Origin of the sequence: Bacteriovorax stolpii (assembly GCF_002872415.1) — a bacterium.
In the GTDB taxonomy this organism is placed as follows: domain Bacteria; phylum Bdellovibrionota; class Bacteriovoracia; order Bacteriovoracales; family Bacteriovoracaceae; genus Bacteriovorax; species Bacteriovorax stolpii.
This window is the reverse complement of the sequence record NZ_CP025704.1, coordinates 3,684,669-3,698,969: the sequence shown is the minus strand read 5'-3', so window position 1 is coordinate 3,698,969 and position 14,301 is coordinate 3,684,669. Positions and strand designations below refer to the sequence as shown.

Genomic DNA, 14,301 nt, shown 5'->3' with positions numbered 1-14,301 from the left:
ATCTTCTCCTTACGTGCTCGTCGTTACCGCAGAGCCCTTCGCAGAATAAGTCGAGTAGTTTTTCTTTCCCGAGGCTTCGATGCGAATTTGCTGAAGTGAGTGTAGTGCTTTGTTGATAAAAAGTTGGTTGCGTTTATTTTGCGCCTGAATCTTTTCAATGATGTCGATTAACAATGCATTGAAACGGAACAGGTGTTTTTGATTGCTTTCAATTTCGTAGTTCGACATAACTTCCAGCAGTGCTGAAACGCTGTCGATATTTTTTTCAGGATAAAGAGCGCTGATATCTTTAATCAGGTCTCTTCTCATCATTTCCAGAGTCCCGATGCGAGCGATACATTCATTTTTTTCGTTGATTTTTTCTTCTAATAGCTCAAGGTCGCTTTTTAAAAGAAGCGAGTATTCGTCACACGTAAGATTGAAAAGCTCGTTGTGCTCTTCACAGAACTGCTTCCATAGATTGGTGACTTCAAAATAGAGTAGGGCCAGTTTATCTTTCATTCGATGATCCATCCTAGATATCGATTAAATTCAGGGAGAGTCTTAAAACTCTTGTTCCATGATTTTATCTGCTAAATCCCCAGCGTCTACATTGTATGTTCCCGCTGCGATTTGAGCTTTTAAGCGTGCAATTTTATCTGTGTTATCGATCGCAGGAGCAGCATCAGCTACTTTTTTAATGCGAGAGAAGTCCTTGATTGCATCAGGGATATCTACTTTTGAATCATTTTTCGAGAATGTTTCTAGCTCTTCTCTTCTGATATCTGAATTTCTTGTAAGACCTGTAGATCCAACTTTTCCGCTTTCGCGTTTGTTTGGAAGGAAGATCGAGCGAGATGATGTACTGTCAACTTTGCTCATTGTAAGCCTCCGCTTTCATTCTTGTCTGAAAGAGCTTTTTCATCAGACATTGGGGTAGAATCATTCTTCCCCATTTCAATTGTATCCGTTTTCCTGTCAATTTTATAGCTAGGCAAATTCTGGTGTATGCGGTTCGCCTGGGCTTCATATTGCCTTAAAGCTACCTCATTTCGCATTCTTTTGGGATAAATCTGGTTCAAAATCATGTCTTGAAGTCCCAGATTGTTTTGCTCTGTCAGAGCTTTGGCACGTTCGCCCTTCTGTAGGGACTTGTAATAGTCCATGGCCATCCCGCCGCCGCCTTCGGAATCAGCTTCATCAACAGTCTTGGCCATTTGCTCAACCATCATTTCCGCAAACTGTTGTTCCATGCTTGCAGCGACGTCTTTGAATTGTTTTGGGATGTACTGGCGGTCATCAATAGTTCTGCCTTGGTTAAGCTCTTTAGGCTTTACCTGATCATTGACGGAAATACCGCGGTTAATTTGGGGATTGATTTTAGTATCACTCATTTTTACTCTTCCTAAGCTTATGAGTACGAAGTCTTAAAAATTTTAGCATCAATGAGTGATCTATAGCTAGATATAAAATTTACAAAGTCTGACCTTAGATCAGTTCAATTTCACCCACGAGAGCTCCGTCTCGTTTAAGTGTTTGAAAGATAGAGATCAAATCTTCTGGAGCTACACCAAAAGCATTTAAACTTTTGACTAATTCACTCAAGGTTGTACCTTTTTCCATGTAATAGACTGAACCAGGTTTAGCGGCCTTAGCATCGCCTTCGCCCTTAACCTCGATTGTCAGGTCCCCGTGGCTGATGGCCACTGGTTTTACCATAACGTCTCCACCGGCCACGATTGTTCCGGTTCTTTCGTTGATAACGATCTTGGCAGCAGAGTCAGTGTTTACTTTGAAGTTTTCGATGATCGCCATTAACTGCACGATGTTTCTTTCGTACTGGTTTGGAACAACCAGATCAATCGTCGTTGAGTCTTTTGCCGAAGCAAACTTTCCACCTAGTTCTTCATTGATCACTTTTTCCACGCGGGCAGCAGTTGTGAAGTCGGGGATATTAAGACTTAATCTTAGTGAATTTTTCTTTTCAAATTCAGTGATCACTTCACGCTCAACAGTTGCTCCACTTGGAAGAGTTGCAGTCGTCGCAAACTTAGCCCCTTTTTTTAATCCACCAATTGAAAGGGGACCGCTGGCTACAGCATAAATATTCCCATCACCTGCTTTAAGTGGAGTCACTAGCAGTGTTCCACCAGCAAGAGAAGAAGCGTCTCCGATACTTGAAACGACAAGGTCAATTTTTTGTCCTACGCGGGCAAATGGAGGAAGCTTTCCTGTAACAACAACAGCTGCTACGTTTTTAGATGTAATTTCAGACTTAGGATTTAAACCTAGTTTCTCAAACATTTTTTTAAGAGAAGAGTTAGTGATTTCTCCACCAGCATCTCCTGTGCCATTAAGACCGATAACCAAACCGTATCCGATGACAGGGTTTTCACGAACTCCTTTAACCGTTGTGATGTCCTTAAGTCTAGAAGGAGCAGCAAAAACTGGAGTCGTTAAAAGTAGAGTAAGGGCCAGTGCACATACTTTCATTAATTACCTCACAACAGAAACGTTTGATTCAATGATAGAGTCAGAGTTTACAACGTCATCGTCTGTAATATCTTTTCTAGAGACTAGTGCCTGAACTTCAACCATTCTCTTTCTGTTTTTATATAGAACGTTCTTTCTTCCTTTAATCAGTAAGTGCTCGCGATTGATTTCTTCAACAACTACACCTGAGATTTTATCCGTAGAGTTCGCATCAGTTGCCGCGTCTGCAGGTTTAGCTGCTGCCGTTGTCGGAGCTGGTGCCGCTGCATCAGCCTTCTTCTCATCCCCTGCTGGTTTTGCTTCGTACGGGTTGTCCGGGAAAGCGCGTTTTAGCTCTAGCGTGATTTCATTTCTAAGTTTTGCTAAAACGTTGATCTGAATAATGTCTCCAGAGCTTTTGCTCTTACTGGTTGCAAATAGAAAAGCGTTTGGATCAGCACTTCCCCAAAGACTTCCATCGTTTCCGTTGTCTGTCAGGTCACTTGCAGTTGTACGCTTTAGAGCTACGCGCTCGTCTTGATACTGGCGTTTGACTTCTGGGTTAAGTATTCTTTGACTTCCCGTTGAAACTGTGTCTCCACGGTTTCTTCCAGGCTTGTTATAAACAGAAGATGTTCTTCTCTTTGTATTTTTTCTGTATTGATCGAACTGATCAGGGTACGGTTGATTTTGTTCTTCTTCGTCAGCGTAAACGCGCTCCTGGCGGTCAAGATCGCGGTACATACCATCCATAAAAGACGAGCATGAAGCAAACAGAGTTAAAGAAGATAAAAGAATCGCATTTCTCATTTTCATAGTTCAATCACCACTTTGTTATAGTCCACAACTTTTCCAGCAATGTTCTTATTATTTGGTCCTTTAAGTTCGATTGTTTCACCGAAACGGGCTGAGCGAACCGGCATGGCCATCTTTTGAAGGGCGATGCTACTGCTTACCAATGTTACGTTTACAGGTGTTCCGTAATTAACCAGGTTTACTGCTTGCAGGTCTAAGTTAGAAACAACTGCATTTTGAAGAATGGTCTTGTTTGATTTGTAAAAACGGATGTTGTCCAGAGTTGTCAAAGCATTATCTGGAGTCATTGTTAAAACTTCATCGAAGTAGAAATCTTCCGGCTCTAAGTTCTTTTGCTGAAAGCTTAGGTTGCGTTTGGCCTTAACCACTTTTACTTTTGCCATGATTTTTGAAGCAAACCAAAGAGTTCTTGTAGAATTAGCTACAACGTTAGCGATATCGATCTTGATGTTTTTTTCCCCGAAACTCTGGCAAGCATCGCACACAGCGCGCATTTGTTCACCTTCAACTAATCCCAATGAGCTTAAGCCATTGAGGCTTCTTGCTTGAGTGAAGTGAAGATTGCTTTCTGGAAGAAGTTGGTCTCTGATAGCAGAGTTGAAATCTAAAAGAGAGAGTTTTTTATTAACGAAAGTCACAGAGACATCAGAGAATTCTTTTTGCAGCTCAGATCTTAAGAAATCAGTTCCAACAGTTCCTTCAGAGTTGGAAATAATTGAACCTAGTTTATTCGTAATCTCAGGAGAGCAGTTAGAGTCGCGAACGATATCGCGAGAAACTAAAGGCTGATCTTTTTGCAGGCGGTACACTTTAGAGAAAAGCTCGATCTGGCACTCTGAGGCACTTACTGCAAAAGTCGAGAATGTGAATAAAAGGACCAAATATTTCATTAAAATCTCTTATCTGATGTTGTTAATCGTTTGCATCATCTGATCAGCTACACCCATAACTTTCGAGTTCATTTCGTAAGCACGTTGTGCGCGGATAAGATCAGTCATTTCAGTCATCGGGCTTACGTTAGATGTTTCAATCGCCCCTTGCATGATTGATCCGGCGTTATCCATTCCCGCAATCCCTTGCACAGGCTGCCCGCTTGAAAGAGAGATTTGATAAAGGTTCATCCCTGTCGACTTAAGTCCAACCGGGTTAACAAAAGTAAAGATTGGCACTTGTCCGACTTCTGTTGGTTCAGCTCCACCTTTAGTGAAGGCCTGCATTTTTCCATCTTCAGAAATCGAAACACTTGAAGTGTTCGGTGGGAAACTAAAACCTGGATAAATTTTGTATCCTTGTTTGGTCACCATTGTTCCTTGAGCGTCGACATTAAACGATCCGTCGCGAGTAAACTTTAATTCTCCGTTTGGCATGATAACCCCGAAGAATCCATCTCCGTTGATCATTAAGTCAAATGGGTTGTTAGTGATTTGAGGAGATCCGTTAGTGAACTCTTTTCTTACCGCTGAAACTCTCGCTCCAGAACCAACTTGAGTTCCTACGTTGTAATTTGTCGATGAAGATGATCTCGCTCCAGCTTCCTGGATGGTTTCATAGGTTAGATCGTCAATTTCCGTACGGCCTCTTTTAAAACCTGTCGTGTTGACGTTGGCGATGTTGTTTGAAATTGTGTTGACGTTTGTTTCCTGTGCGCTCATTCCCGAGGCAGCAGTATGCAAGGCCTTAAGCATTGCCTGCGCTTCAGACATGGTCGCCAAACTTAACATCATCAAAAATAATTTACTCATTTTCTTTTTCAAAGCTCACACCCCATTAAAATTTTGATATCTCATTAACTGCTTTTGAACTCATGTTGTCGTAGGTCTTAATCACTCTCTGGATTGATTCAAAGTTGCGGTTGGCGTTGATCAAGTTAGACATTTCAGACACGGCATTAACGTTGGATTGTTCAACAAATCCCTGGTGAATGCTGGTCTTTAGATCGCCAACTTTAACGTTTTGTTGATCTGGATTGATAAAAAGAGAATTTCCTTCTTTTTTAAGTGCATGAACGTCATTGAATTCCGTCACGGCAATGTCAGCAACTTTGTTGGCACCGTTAAAAACTTCGCCTTCAAGGCTGATAGAGAATTTCCCGTTTCCAACAGTGATCGCACGCGATTCAGGAGACGAAGCAAAATTCATTTTCCCGTCAGCTCCAGCAACAGGAGGAGCGTCTTTGGATAGGACTAAAAATCCTTGATCCGTTACTAGCTTTCCATCAGCATTAATACTGAAGGCGCCTTTTCTTGAAAAGCGAACACCATTAGGCGTCAGGACTTCATAGAAGCCTGGTCCGTTAAGAGCGTTATCAAAGTAGTTTCCAGTTGGAGTTAATTGGCCTTGTTCATGAAGAGTGTAGGTTCCATCGACTTTAACAAAAGAATCTTCGGCGTTGTAACTTCTATAGAAGTCTTCAGGTTTCCAGTCTTTTTCTGGAAGGTCGACGCCTTGCTGATCACCCTTTTCAAGGGCAGCAAGATATTCTTTAAAGACGACTTGGTCTTTTTTGAATCCAGGAGTATTGGCATTGGCCACGTTGTTAGCAATCGTCTCAACTTGTCGTTGTTGAGCAATTGCGCCTGATAGGGGCACCCAAAGTTCTCTCAAAAAGCTTCCTCCGGTTTTGAGATGACTATTAAGTTAACTATAACGTGCGAGGTGCCAATATCCCTACATAGGTAAAATTGTCCCTCTCAAAAGACTTTCAAGTAAGTGCTTGATAATGTATCTTACCCATTAAAGATGAAGGTAATTATGAGGAAATTTTAGATCGGTAAGTGTAGGAATTTTGACACACAATACAGGTTTAAAAGACTCGGTTAAATAAAGGGGCAGATTATGACAAAAAAGAAATCTTTTGAAGAATCTCTCAAAGAGCTGGAAAATATAGTATCCAAACTAGAATCAGGTGAACTGGCCCTCGAACAAAGTTTAGAACAGTTTGAGGTTGGAACTAAACTCTATAAAGAGTGCAAAGACCAATTATCAGTTGCTGAAAAAAAGATTGCGGTATTAACCGATAGCTTAAAAGAAGAAGACCTTTAATGAATCGTTTACTCCTATGCTGCCTTTTAATTGTTTTAGCTGCCTGTGGATCGGTGCAACCGATTGCGACTAGCAAAACAAACTCGACAACGTCATCAAATCAAACGAATGTTCCTGCTCAAGTAGACATGGGATTGCCGGAAGAAATTGGTGTGGGGTCAGGGGCAACACCTCAATTGATTCCGAACGAAGAAACTGTCCGTTTAGGAGATAGAGGAGGAGACGTTTTTACTCCTGTTGAAGACTCGGCAACAATCGGCCAGGGTGTGGCGAGAAAGCTGCGCATCGGTCTTAGTTTGGGCCCAGGCCTTTACCGCTCTATCAACTATGTCTCGCTTTTAAAATATCTAGAAAGACAAAACCTTTCTCCTCAGATTGTGACGGGAACAGGATTTGGTGCCGTAGTGGCAGCGATGTACGCCAGTGGAATGACCCCGGAAGTAATCGAGTGGAATTTTTACCGCTACTTCAAGGAAAAGAGAAAGTACCGCCCATACGATGCTGAATGGCTGGAAGAAATCGATACACTTCTTTTAGAGAAGCTAAAAAATAAAAACATTCAGGATACAACGAAGAAGCTCTATATCACTCTTTATAATTCAAAGACTAAAAAGACGTATTATTTCGACAAAGGAAATATCCGCGATCTACTGCTAATGAATTTGAAGTTGAGCAACTCTGTTGACCCTAGAAAAAAAGGCAACCAATATACGGCTGCTTTTGAAAACGAAGTTTTTAATCCTGGATTGATGAAGAGACTGGGGGCTGATTTTGCGATTGGAGCAGACGTTCTTGGTTCAAAATTTGATTTTGAAGATTCAAATGAATTCCTTATCGGTGTCTATGGCCGAGTTTCAGGGCGCATTGCTCGTGAGAAAAAAGGATTCGATTACTTCTATTCTATCCCGGTTTCAAAAATGAGCCTGGACTCAACTGAGAACGGAGCATTTTATTTATTAAAAACTCAGGAGTATGTAGAGGGCCAGGCCGGAACTCTAAAAAAACTGATTCAACAAAAAATTTCATCGAACGAGAAGATCTGAGTAAAAGGATTTACCTGTAAGGAATGAGAATGAAGAGCTTGATTGTAAAAATTGTCTTCGCGCTACTTGGTGTTGGACTACTAGCGGGAATGACGGGGGCGCTTGCCTTTACTTATTTTAATCTCGACCTACCGAAGATTGATAAACTTCAAGATTATAAACCGAACCTGGCCTCACAGATCATTTCTAAAGATGGTGTGATCCTGGCCGAGCTTGGATTAGAAAAAAGAGAAATCGTTGAAATGAAGGACGTTCCTCAAAGAGTAATCGATGCTTTTCTTTCAGCTGAAGATGATAAGTTCTTCGAACATAAAGGGGTGGATTACTGGGGTCTGAGCCGTGCGATGTTTGCTAACTTTAAAGCAGGTCGTGTTGTTCAGGGGGGAAGTACGATTACCCAGCAGGTCGCGAAGTCACTGCTTCTAAGTTCCGAGAGATCAATTACCAGAAAGCTTAAAGATTTTATTCTCGCGCAAAGAATCGAAGAGAAGTTAACAAAAAAAGAAATTCTTTATTTATACCTTAACCAGGTTTACCTGGGTGGTGGGTATTATGGTGTGAAGGCCGCAGCCCGCGGTTATTACAATAAAGAACTTAAAGATGTAACAGTGGCCGAAGCAGCAATGCTTGCGGGTCTTCTGGTTGCTCCAGGTAAATATTCTCCTTATGTGAACTCTCACGCCGCTAAAATGCGCCAGGGGTATGTACTAGAGCGTATGCACAAGCTTAAAAAAATCAGCGATGCTGACTACAAAGCTGCTGTCGCTGAAAAAACAGTTTACCGTCTGCGCGAAGACGAACTTAAAGCTGGTTATTTCACGGAATGGGTAAGACAAAAAGTTGTTGATGTCGTTGGCGAAAAATCATTCCTGGTTGATGGATTTAAAATTAAAACCACTCTTGATTGGGAACTACAAAAAGTGGCCGAAGAGCAAATCCAGCGCGGGATCAAAGAAATTGATAAACGTCAGGGTTATAAAGGACCTTTCGCCCACATCGGAAGTGATGAATTCGTAACTTTTGAAAAGAAATCGAGAATTAATCTTTTTAAAGATAAGTCATCATACTTCACACTTAATGAGCATAACGACAAAGTTTATGAGTTTCATTTTGATGAGAAAGCATACGATGAAATGGAAGAAGAGCAAAACCGCCTAAGTGTGACATCAGGGGATGAAAACTTTGTTCCAGGTGTAAATGCTAAAGACAACCTTCCTAATGTTTTAAAAGAGAACGTGCAATATGAAGCAGTTGTTACAAAGATTGATGATGTGGCCAGAGTCGTTTATGTCTCTCTAGGTGGGGCAAGCGGGATCATTCCTTTTGATTACTTTAAGTGGGCACACAAAAGAAGTATCAATGAAAACACAGCGTACTACCAGGAAGTAACAAAACCTTCGACTATTTTAAGAGTGGGAGATCTTGTTCACGTTCAGATGGTTAAAAAATCTGTCGGTGTAGCTGAATACTTAACAAAAGAAGGAACAGCCGCTCTAAGCAAATCAAAAAGTGCGGCACTGATCCGCGCTCAAAAATACATCTTATGCCGTCTGGATCAAGTAGCAGAAGTGCAGGGAGCGATTTTCTCAATGGATGCGAAAACAGGGGATATCCTGAGCTACGTTGGGGGAAGCAACTACAATCATTCGAAGTTTAACCGCGTCGTTCAGGCCAAGAGACAACCAGGGTCTGCATTTAAACCTATCCTTTTTGCGGCTGCACTAGAACACGGATACAACCCGACGACGATTATTATGGATACGCCGGAAGCGATGCCAGGGTTTGACTCGGCTTCAAGCTGGAAACCTAAAAATTATGACGGTGATTATAAAGGGCCGGTGACAATGCGTGTGTCCCTTGAGCAATCAAGAAACATCCCGACAATTAAAATCGCCGACAAAGTAGGGGTTGGAACCATTCTTAAATTCGCAGAGAGAATTGGGTTTAATGCCAAGTTAGAAAACAACTTAAGTATTGCGCTTGGAACATTCGGAGTAAGTCCGAGAGATATGGTAACAACCTTCGCTGTTTTTGCTAATGGCGGACGTTACGTAGTTCCACATGGAATCGTTTCAGTGGTTGATCGCGACGGGAAAAAATACATCATCAACGAAGTGGAAAAAGACATGAAAATTCCAGCTGGTGTTGAGGAAGAGGCGACAAATGAAGCGCTTGCTGGAAATCCTTTCACAAGAAGCTTAGCTGGAAAACAAGTTTATGACCCGAGACTTTCTTACGTGATGACTCAGCTTCTTAAAGGTGTTGTAACGAGTGGTACTGGGGGAGCGGCCAGAGCAGTTGGAACAAACGTTGCTGGTAAAACAGGGACAACAAACGATTATATCGACGCTTGGTTCGTGGGATACACATCAAATGTTGTAGCCGCTGTCTGGACTGGATTTGATGACAACAAAACTCTTGGATACGGTGAAACTGGAGGACGTGCTCCGGTTAATATGTGGACTGAATACATGAAGGCAACTGTACGCAAGTATGGTGATGAGCCTTTTGAAGTTCCTGCCGGAATTACTCAGGCATGGGTTGATAAACAGACTGGTAGAAAAGTTGCACCTAATAGTCCAGGGGCCATTTTGGAATCATTTGCGGAAGCACCTGATACTCCAGTGGAAGAAGGAACTGGGACAGCTCAAAAAACCAGACCACTTGGCGATGACGAATACTTCGAAAATCAATAAGTGACTAAAGTATTAAAGTAATGAGCTGAGTGCCGAATCTCAGCTCAATCTTTTCCCTCTCTTTTCCGATACTGATAAGACGACTTTTGCAATTGGACGCGAAGGTCTGTGGATTAGGGATGAAAATATGAAAATCTTAACAAAAGACGGCCAGAAAATTTCTTATTCGTTAGTCTTTTCTTTGATTCTCCATGTTGGCTTTTTTGCCTTCGCTGTGAAGAAAATCGCCCCACCTGATTCATTCTCTATTCCTCAGCAAGTAGCATTCACTGAAAAGAAAAACAGCATCAAGTTAGACTCTATTAAATTCATCTCCCTAAAACAGCTTCAGGCCATCAAAGATGCGCGCAACAGACAAGTTGTTGCCAATGAAACATCTGGTAAAAATGAAAGGCCCGCGAATTCACGTTTTTTAGGTGAAAAAGACCAGACTTTTGACCGCCAGACAATGGCCGCAAGAAATGGCGCTTTTAAAGAGGCAGGATTAGGGAAGAAATCCGGCTCAGAATCAACTTTGGCTCAAACAGAACCTAAGTCTCGTCCACGGCCAAAAAAGATGGCGGAAAGCCGTCCAAAAGCTCTCAAAAAAGCTCTCTCTTTAAGTGACCTCGGTGGATTTAAAATGGCCGAAGTAGAGAAGATGCAAAACCAAGCGCAAGAAACACTACAAGAGATGAAAAAGAAGATGGATGAAGAGGCCCGCGCAGGCGCTCTTGGCGTTGATAAAGGACAGCTTGGCAAAAACGGTCTTGCTCAAAACAGCGACTTCGTCGAAGACGTCCCACTTGGAGATATGACAAACCTGAATACGACAGAGTTTAAGTATTATGGATTCTATCACCGCATCCGCCAGAAGCTGGAGCAGCACTGGGGAACATCAATTAAAGATAAGGCTAAGAATCTTTACCGCTCAGGCAGAAGAATGCCAGCGAGTGAAAACTTAATCACATCAGTGTCTGTTACGTTGAATGATAAAGGACAAATTGTAGATATGCAGATTGAAGGAACATCGGGAGTAAGAGAACTCGATCAAGCTGCGATCGAGTCCTTTAATAAAGCCGGCCCTTTTCCAAACCCTCCGAAAGGTTTGCTTGTTGGTGGCAGGGCCACAATTCAATGGGGATTCGTAGTTAAGAGTTAAAATCGCTACAAGGCATCATCTACTTCGTTGCCTTCGTCTTTCGGTCGTCAACGTACATGAGTACGTTTCCTTCCTCACTCCTCGTCGCCTAGTATCTAATGCCTTCTAACGATTTTGAAGGACATTGGGACGGGAGAAAATTAAGTCATTAGTGCATGTTGTTTTTTAGAAGGTCTTTCAGTTTGCCGATTCCTTCCATTAATACGTAGTCATTCCAGATAGAGTCTAACTCTCTAACTGTTTCAACGATTGAAATCGCTGCTTGGTCTTTAGACATTTTTTCTTCTTCGGCAAGATGATCAACAGCGATTAAAATTGCACTCATGACAGGTGAGTTACAAATTTTAGCTAACCTATCTTCATAACTAGCGTTGATTCTTTTTTCTTTGCTCTTAATAACAGCAGTATTGAGAAGCTGAATTGCGTCCTGTTTTTCAGACATCATAAAGTAATGAATCCCATTCGTTTTATTTACGGTTCGTTCTTGTGAGATCAGAAGTATGGAGTGAATACATTCTTTCGTAAAGATTTTTTTAAACAAAAATTTTTTCTGATAAAGCAATGAGAGTATGTAAAAAAAATGGGACAAAAAGTGTGGAAAAATTAAGGATTATTTAAATTTTTCGCAGGGAAAAGGCTTAAAAATGAGCACCTTTGCAGGTGCCCATTTTATAAGTTATCGAAAAATTGAAATTAGAAAAAAATTATAGCGTTGAAAGGAAATTTTCGTAGTCAGATGCTGAAAGTAGAGAATTGACTTCAGATGGGTTAGAAAGTTTTAGTTTGATCATCCATGCGTTTCCGTAAGGTTCAGCATTACAAAGCTCTGGAGAGTTAACTAGGTTGTCGTTGCGCTCAAGAACAGTTCCAGCAAGTGGAGAGTAAAGATCACTTACAGACTTAATTGATTCAACAACACCAAATGTTTGGTGGTGACCAAGAGTTTTTCCGTTTTCTGGAAGTTCAACGAAAACGATGTCCCCAAGAGATGATTGAGCGAAATCTGTGATCCCGATAGTTGCAATATCGCCTTCGATCTTTGCCCATTCGTGGTCTTTTGTGTACTTCAGTTCTGATGGTACGTTGTTGCTCATTACTTATGTCCTCCGGTTACGAAAGCTTTCGCGTGAAAGTTCGCTTCATAGTTAGTATTTCTGATATTTATTGAATATTTTTTATCTTGTGGTGCTTTTGCCTTTTCAATAAGAGCAAGAGCAACACCTTTTCCAGTTACAACTGACATTGTTCCCGATGTTACAGTTCCGATTTTCTCGCCTTCAGCGTTTAAAACATCGTAGCCTTCGCGAGGAATCCCGCGATCAAGTGACAGTTTAACTAGTTGGTATTTTGGTTTGTAGCCTTCAAGTGCCGCTTTTCCGATAAAGTTTGGTTTTGTCAGCTTTACTGTCCATCCAAGTCCTGAATCTAGCGGAGTAACGTTGTCGCTGATTTCGTGTCCGTATAGTGGGTAACAAACTTCAACGCGAAGAACGTCTCTTGCTGCCAATCCACATGGTTTAACACCGTTAAAAATGAGTTTATTCCAAAGTCTTTTTGCGTATTCGTGACTTGAAAAAACTTCAAATCCATCTTCCCCTGTGTATCCTGTTCTTGCCACGATGATTTTTTCACCTTCATGAGACGTTTCCAGGATTGAGTAGTATGGGAAGCTTTCCGGAAGTTTAATGCCGAAATCGCGAAGAATTAATTCAGCTTTTGGCCCCTGAAGAGCTAAAAGTGAAAATTCATTTGAAAGGTTTGAAAGTGTGCAATCAAAAGATCCGGTTTTAGAGCTGATCCAGTTCCAGTCTTTTTCAATGTTCGAAGCGTTTACACAAATAAGAACGCGGTCTGTGCCTAATTTATAAGCGATAAGATCGTCGATCACTGTTCCGTCTTCACGGCAAAGTGGCGAGTAAACAGCTTTGTGCATTTCTGCGTTTTTAAAATCGTTTGTGATCAAGTTATCGACGAATGCGATTGCATCCGGCCCTGAAACGAAAAATTCACCCATGTGACTAACGTCGAAAACACCAGCGTGTTCTCTAACCGCTAAAACTTCTTCTTTAACTGAAGAGTATTGTAGTGGCATATCGAATCCGGCAAACGGAGCCATCTTCGCATTCAATGAAAGGTGTTCTTCATGTAATGAAGTTTTTAATAGTGACATGGTCATCCCCTATGAAAAAAGAGTGCTAAAGAGATAACCTGTTTTTGCTAGCTTGTAAAAGGTTTTGCGCTAAAGAAACAATGGTCATTGGACCAACTCCGCCCGGGACAGGAGTGATTGCTGAGACGAGATTTTCAACTTTCGCGTAATGAACATCGCCGCATAACTGGCCTTGAGTGTCAGTGTTCATACCAACGTCGATAATAACTTGATTTTTGTCAGGAGAGATGTACGTTTCATCGATAAATTGTGCTTTACCAATGGCGCTAATGAGGATGTCACAGTTTTTAGTGATCTCTCTTAGATTTTTTGTATGCGAATGGCACAAAGTGACAGTGGCGTTGTTATTAGTCAGAAGCATTGCTAGAGGTTTTCCAACAATCATACTGCGACCAACGATAACTACATGTTTTCCGCTAATTTCGATTTGGCTTTCTTGCATCAATGTAAGAATTCCTTTCGGGGTACACGAAATGAAATTCTTTGGACCTAAATGATTGCTCATTAAAGCGTATAAATTTTCAGGGTGAAAACCATCGACGTCTTTTTCTTTTTTTACCAGGCTACCTACATCTAAGTGCGATAATTGTTTAGGAAGCGGCAACTGAACAATACAACCATCGACTAATTGGTCTTCGTTGATTTGAGTGATTGTTTTTAGGAAATCGCTTTCAGAAATGTGTTCGTCAAGTGCGACGATTTCACAGAGTGCACCGATTTTCTCACAGTATTTTTTCTTGTTAGCGGTGTAAATAAGACTTGCTGGATCTGAACCTACGAGGACGACTTTCAACTGAGGAAAAATATTTTTTTCCTTTAAGGCCTTGCATTCCGCTTTAAGACCTTTAGTGATCAGTTTTTTAACTGAAGCCGAGTGGAGGATTTGACTCATGCGAAGAATGATACTCAGTTAGAGATATTTTTACAAAGAAAAAAACCTTA

The 14,301-nt window shown here is 41.4% G+C and carries 16 protein-coding genes; 4 read left to right on the top strand and 12 right to left on the bottom strand.

All coding sequences use genetic code 11. From position 1 onward, the window contains the following. Nucleotides 1–9: 9 nt before the first annotated feature. The 8 genes from flgN to C0V70_RS18315 form a co-directional block, all read right to left on the bottom strand. Nucleotides 10–501 (bottom strand): flagellar export chaperone FlgN, encoded by a 492-nt coding sequence (flgN, locus tag C0V70_RS18350; protein ID WP_158649750.1) that lies wholly within the window; start codon nucleotides 499–501, stop codon nucleotides 10–12. A 42-nt stretch (nucleotides 502–543) separates the two neighbouring features. Continuing rightward, on the bottom strand, nucleotides 544–861 hold the full coding sequence (flgM, locus tag C0V70_RS18345; RefSeq protein ID WP_102245316.1) for a flagellar biosynthesis anti-sigma factor FlgM: 318 nt from the start codon (nucleotides 859–861) through the stop codon (nucleotides 544–546). After that, the gene (locus C0V70_RS18340; protein WP_102245315.1) at nucleotides 858–1,373 is read right to left on the bottom strand and encodes a rod-binding protein; all 516 of its coding nucleotides are present in this window, start codon (nucleotides 1,371–1,373) and stop codon (nucleotides 858–860) included. The genes flgM and C0V70_RS18340 overlap by 4 nt, the downstream gene beginning before the upstream one ends. 94 nt (nucleotides 1,374–1,467) lie before the next feature. Beyond that, nucleotides 1,468–2,472, bottom strand: coding sequence for a flagellar basal body P-ring protein FlgI (locus C0V70_RS18335; RefSeq protein ID WP_102245314.1), 1,005 nt, complete (start codon nucleotides 2,470–2,472; stop codon nucleotides 1,468–1,470). A gap of 3 nt (nucleotides 2,473–2,475) precedes the next feature. Beyond that, nucleotides 2,476–3,267: a flagellar basal body L-ring protein FlgH gene (locus C0V70_RS18330; protein ID WP_102245313.1), complete on the bottom strand. Its 792-nt coding sequence runs from the start codon at nucleotides 3,265–3,267 to the stop codon at nucleotides 2,476–2,478. Beyond that, a complete protein-coding gene (locus tag C0V70_RS18325) occupies nucleotides 3,264–4,157 on the bottom strand; it encodes a flagella basal body P-ring formation protein FlgA (protein WP_102245312.1) in 894 nt (297 codons plus the stop codon). The genes C0V70_RS18330 and C0V70_RS18325 overlap by 4 nt, the downstream gene beginning before the upstream one ends. Before the next feature lie 9 nt (nucleotides 4,158–4,166). Next, the gene (gene flgG, locus C0V70_RS18320; RefSeq protein ID WP_243733571.1) at nucleotides 4,167–5,009 is read right to left on the bottom strand and encodes a flagellar basal-body rod protein FlgG; all 843 of its coding nucleotides are present in this window, start codon (nucleotides 5,007–5,009) and stop codon (nucleotides 4,167–4,169) included. A gap of 25 nt (nucleotides 5,010–5,034) precedes the next feature. Further along, a complete protein-coding gene (locus C0V70_RS18315) occupies nucleotides 5,035–5,871 on the bottom strand; it encodes a flagellar hook-basal body protein (RefSeq protein ID WP_102245311.1) in 837 nt (278 codons plus the stop codon). 231 nt (nucleotides 5,872–6,102) lie between these two features. On the opposite strand from C0V70_RS18315, the gene C0V70_RS18310 reads away from it, so the two are divergent. The 4 genes from C0V70_RS18310 (at nucleotide 6,103) to tolA (ending at nucleotide 11,189) form a co-directional block, all read left to right on the top strand. Further along, complete coding sequence (locus C0V70_RS18310) at nucleotides 6,103–6,309, top strand: exodeoxyribonuclease VII small subunit (protein ID WP_102245310.1); 207 nt, start codon at nucleotides 6,103–6,105, stop codon at nucleotides 6,307–6,309. Then, nucleotides 6,309–7,352 carry a patatin-like phospholipase family protein gene (locus C0V70_RS18305; protein ID WP_102245309.1) on the top strand — a complete coding sequence of 348 codons (1,044 nt, stop codon included), beginning with the start codon at nucleotides 6,309–6,311 and terminating at the stop codon, nucleotides 7,350–7,352. Before C0V70_RS18310 ends, C0V70_RS18305 begins: the two co-directional genes overlap by 1 nt. A 29-nt stretch (nucleotides 7,353–7,381) precedes the next feature. Beyond that, entirely contained in the window at nucleotides 7,382–10,048 is a 2,667-nt protein-coding gene (locus C0V70_RS18300; protein WP_158649749.1) for a penicillin-binding protein 1A, read from the top strand. Between the two features lie 127 nt (nucleotides 10,049–10,175). Then, nucleotides 10,176–11,189: a cell envelope integrity protein TolA gene (gene tolA / locus C0V70_RS18295; RefSeq protein WP_102245307.1), complete on the top strand. Its 1,014-nt coding sequence runs from the start codon at nucleotides 10,176–10,178 to the stop codon at nucleotides 11,187–11,189. A gap of 148 nt (nucleotides 11,190–11,337) precedes the next feature. Here the strand turns inward: tolA and C0V70_RS18290 are convergent, their stop codons facing one another. The 4 genes from C0V70_RS18290 to C0V70_RS18275 all read right to left on the bottom strand — a co-directional run bounded on the left by C0V70_RS18290 (nucleotide 11,338) and on the right by C0V70_RS18275 (nucleotide 14,251). Continuing rightward, nucleotides 11,338–11,634, bottom strand: coding sequence for a hypothetical protein (locus C0V70_RS18290; RefSeq protein WP_102245306.1), 297 nt, complete (start codon nucleotides 11,632–11,634; stop codon nucleotides 11,338–11,340). A 259-nt stretch (nucleotides 11,635–11,893) separates the two neighbouring features. Further along, a complete protein-coding gene (gene gcvH, locus C0V70_RS18285) occupies nucleotides 11,894–12,283 on the bottom strand; it encodes a glycine cleavage system protein GcvH (RefSeq protein ID WP_102245305.1) in 390 nt (129 codons plus the stop codon). Continuing rightward, nucleotides 12,283–13,359 (bottom strand): glycine cleavage system aminomethyltransferase GcvT, encoded by a 1,077-nt coding sequence (gene gcvT / locus C0V70_RS18280; RefSeq protein WP_158649748.1) that lies wholly within the window; start codon nucleotides 13,357–13,359, stop codon nucleotides 12,283–12,285. Before gcvT ends, gcvH begins: the two co-directional genes overlap by 1 nt. A gap of 25 nt (nucleotides 13,360–13,384) precedes the next feature. Further along, nucleotides 13,385–14,251, bottom strand: a complete 867-nt coding sequence (locus tag C0V70_RS18275) for a bifunctional 5,10-methylenetetrahydrofolate dehydrogenase/5,10-methenyltetrahydrofolate cyclohydrolase (RefSeq protein ID WP_102245303.1) — start codon at nucleotides 14,249–14,251, stop codon at nucleotides 13,385–13,387. Nucleotides 14,252–14,301 lie beyond the last annotated feature (50 nt).

Bases quoted from the DNA above. Each gene is read 5' to 3' on its own strand.
- flgN (WP_158649750.1), bottom strand. From the start codon at position 501: ATGAAAGATAAACTGGCCCTACTCTATTTTGAAGTCACCAATCTATGG.
- flgM (WP_102245316.1), bottom strand. From the start codon at position 861: ATGAGCAAAGTTGACAGTACATCATCTCGCTCGATCTTCCTTCCAAAC.
- C0V70_RS18340 (WP_102245315.1), bottom strand. From the start codon at position 1,373: ATGAGTGATACTAAAATCAATCCCCAAATTAACCGCGGTATTTCCGTC.
- C0V70_RS18335 (WP_102245314.1), bottom strand. From the start codon at position 2,472: ATGAAAGTATGTGCACTGGCCCTTACTCTACTTTTAACGACTCCAGTT.
- C0V70_RS18330 (WP_102245313.1), bottom strand. From the start codon at position 3,267: ATGAAAATGAGAAATGCGATTCTTTTATCTTCTTTAACTCTGTTTGCT.
- C0V70_RS18325 (WP_102245312.1), bottom strand. From the start codon at position 4,157: ATGAAATATTTGGTCCTTTTATTCACATTCTCGACTTTTGCAGTAAGT.
- flgG (WP_243733571.1), bottom strand. From the start codon at position 5,009: ATGAGTAAATTATTTTTGATGATGTTAAGTTTGGCGACCATGTCTGAA.
- C0V70_RS18310 (WP_102245310.1), top strand. From the start codon at position 6,103: ATGACAAAAAAGAAATCTTTTGAAGAATCTCTCAAAGAGCTGGAAAAT.
- C0V70_RS18305 (WP_102245309.1), top strand. From the start codon at position 6,309: ATGAATCGTTTACTCCTATGCTGCCTTTTAATTGTTTTAGCTGCCTGT.
- C0V70_RS18300 (WP_158649749.1), top strand. From the start codon at position 7,382: ATGAAGAGCTTGATTGTAAAAATTGTCTTCGCGCTACTTGGTGTTGGA.
- tolA (WP_102245307.1), top strand. From the start codon at position 10,176: ATGAAAATCTTAACAAAAGACGGCCAGAAAATTTCTTATTCGTTAGTC.
- C0V70_RS18290 (WP_102245306.1), bottom strand. From the start codon at position 11,634: ATGATGTCTGAAAAACAGGACGCAATTCAGCTTCTCAATACTGCTGTT.
- gcvH (WP_102245305.1), bottom strand. From the start codon at position 12,283: ATGAGCAACAACGTACCATCAGAACTGAAGTACACAAAAGACCACGAA.
- gcvT (WP_158649748.1), bottom strand. From the start codon at position 13,359: ATGTCACTATTAAAAACTTCATTACATGAAGAACACCTTTCATTGAAT.
- C0V70_RS18275 (WP_102245303.1), bottom strand. From the start codon at position 14,251: ATGAGTCAAATCCTCCACTCGGCTTCAGTTAAAAAACTGATCACTAAA.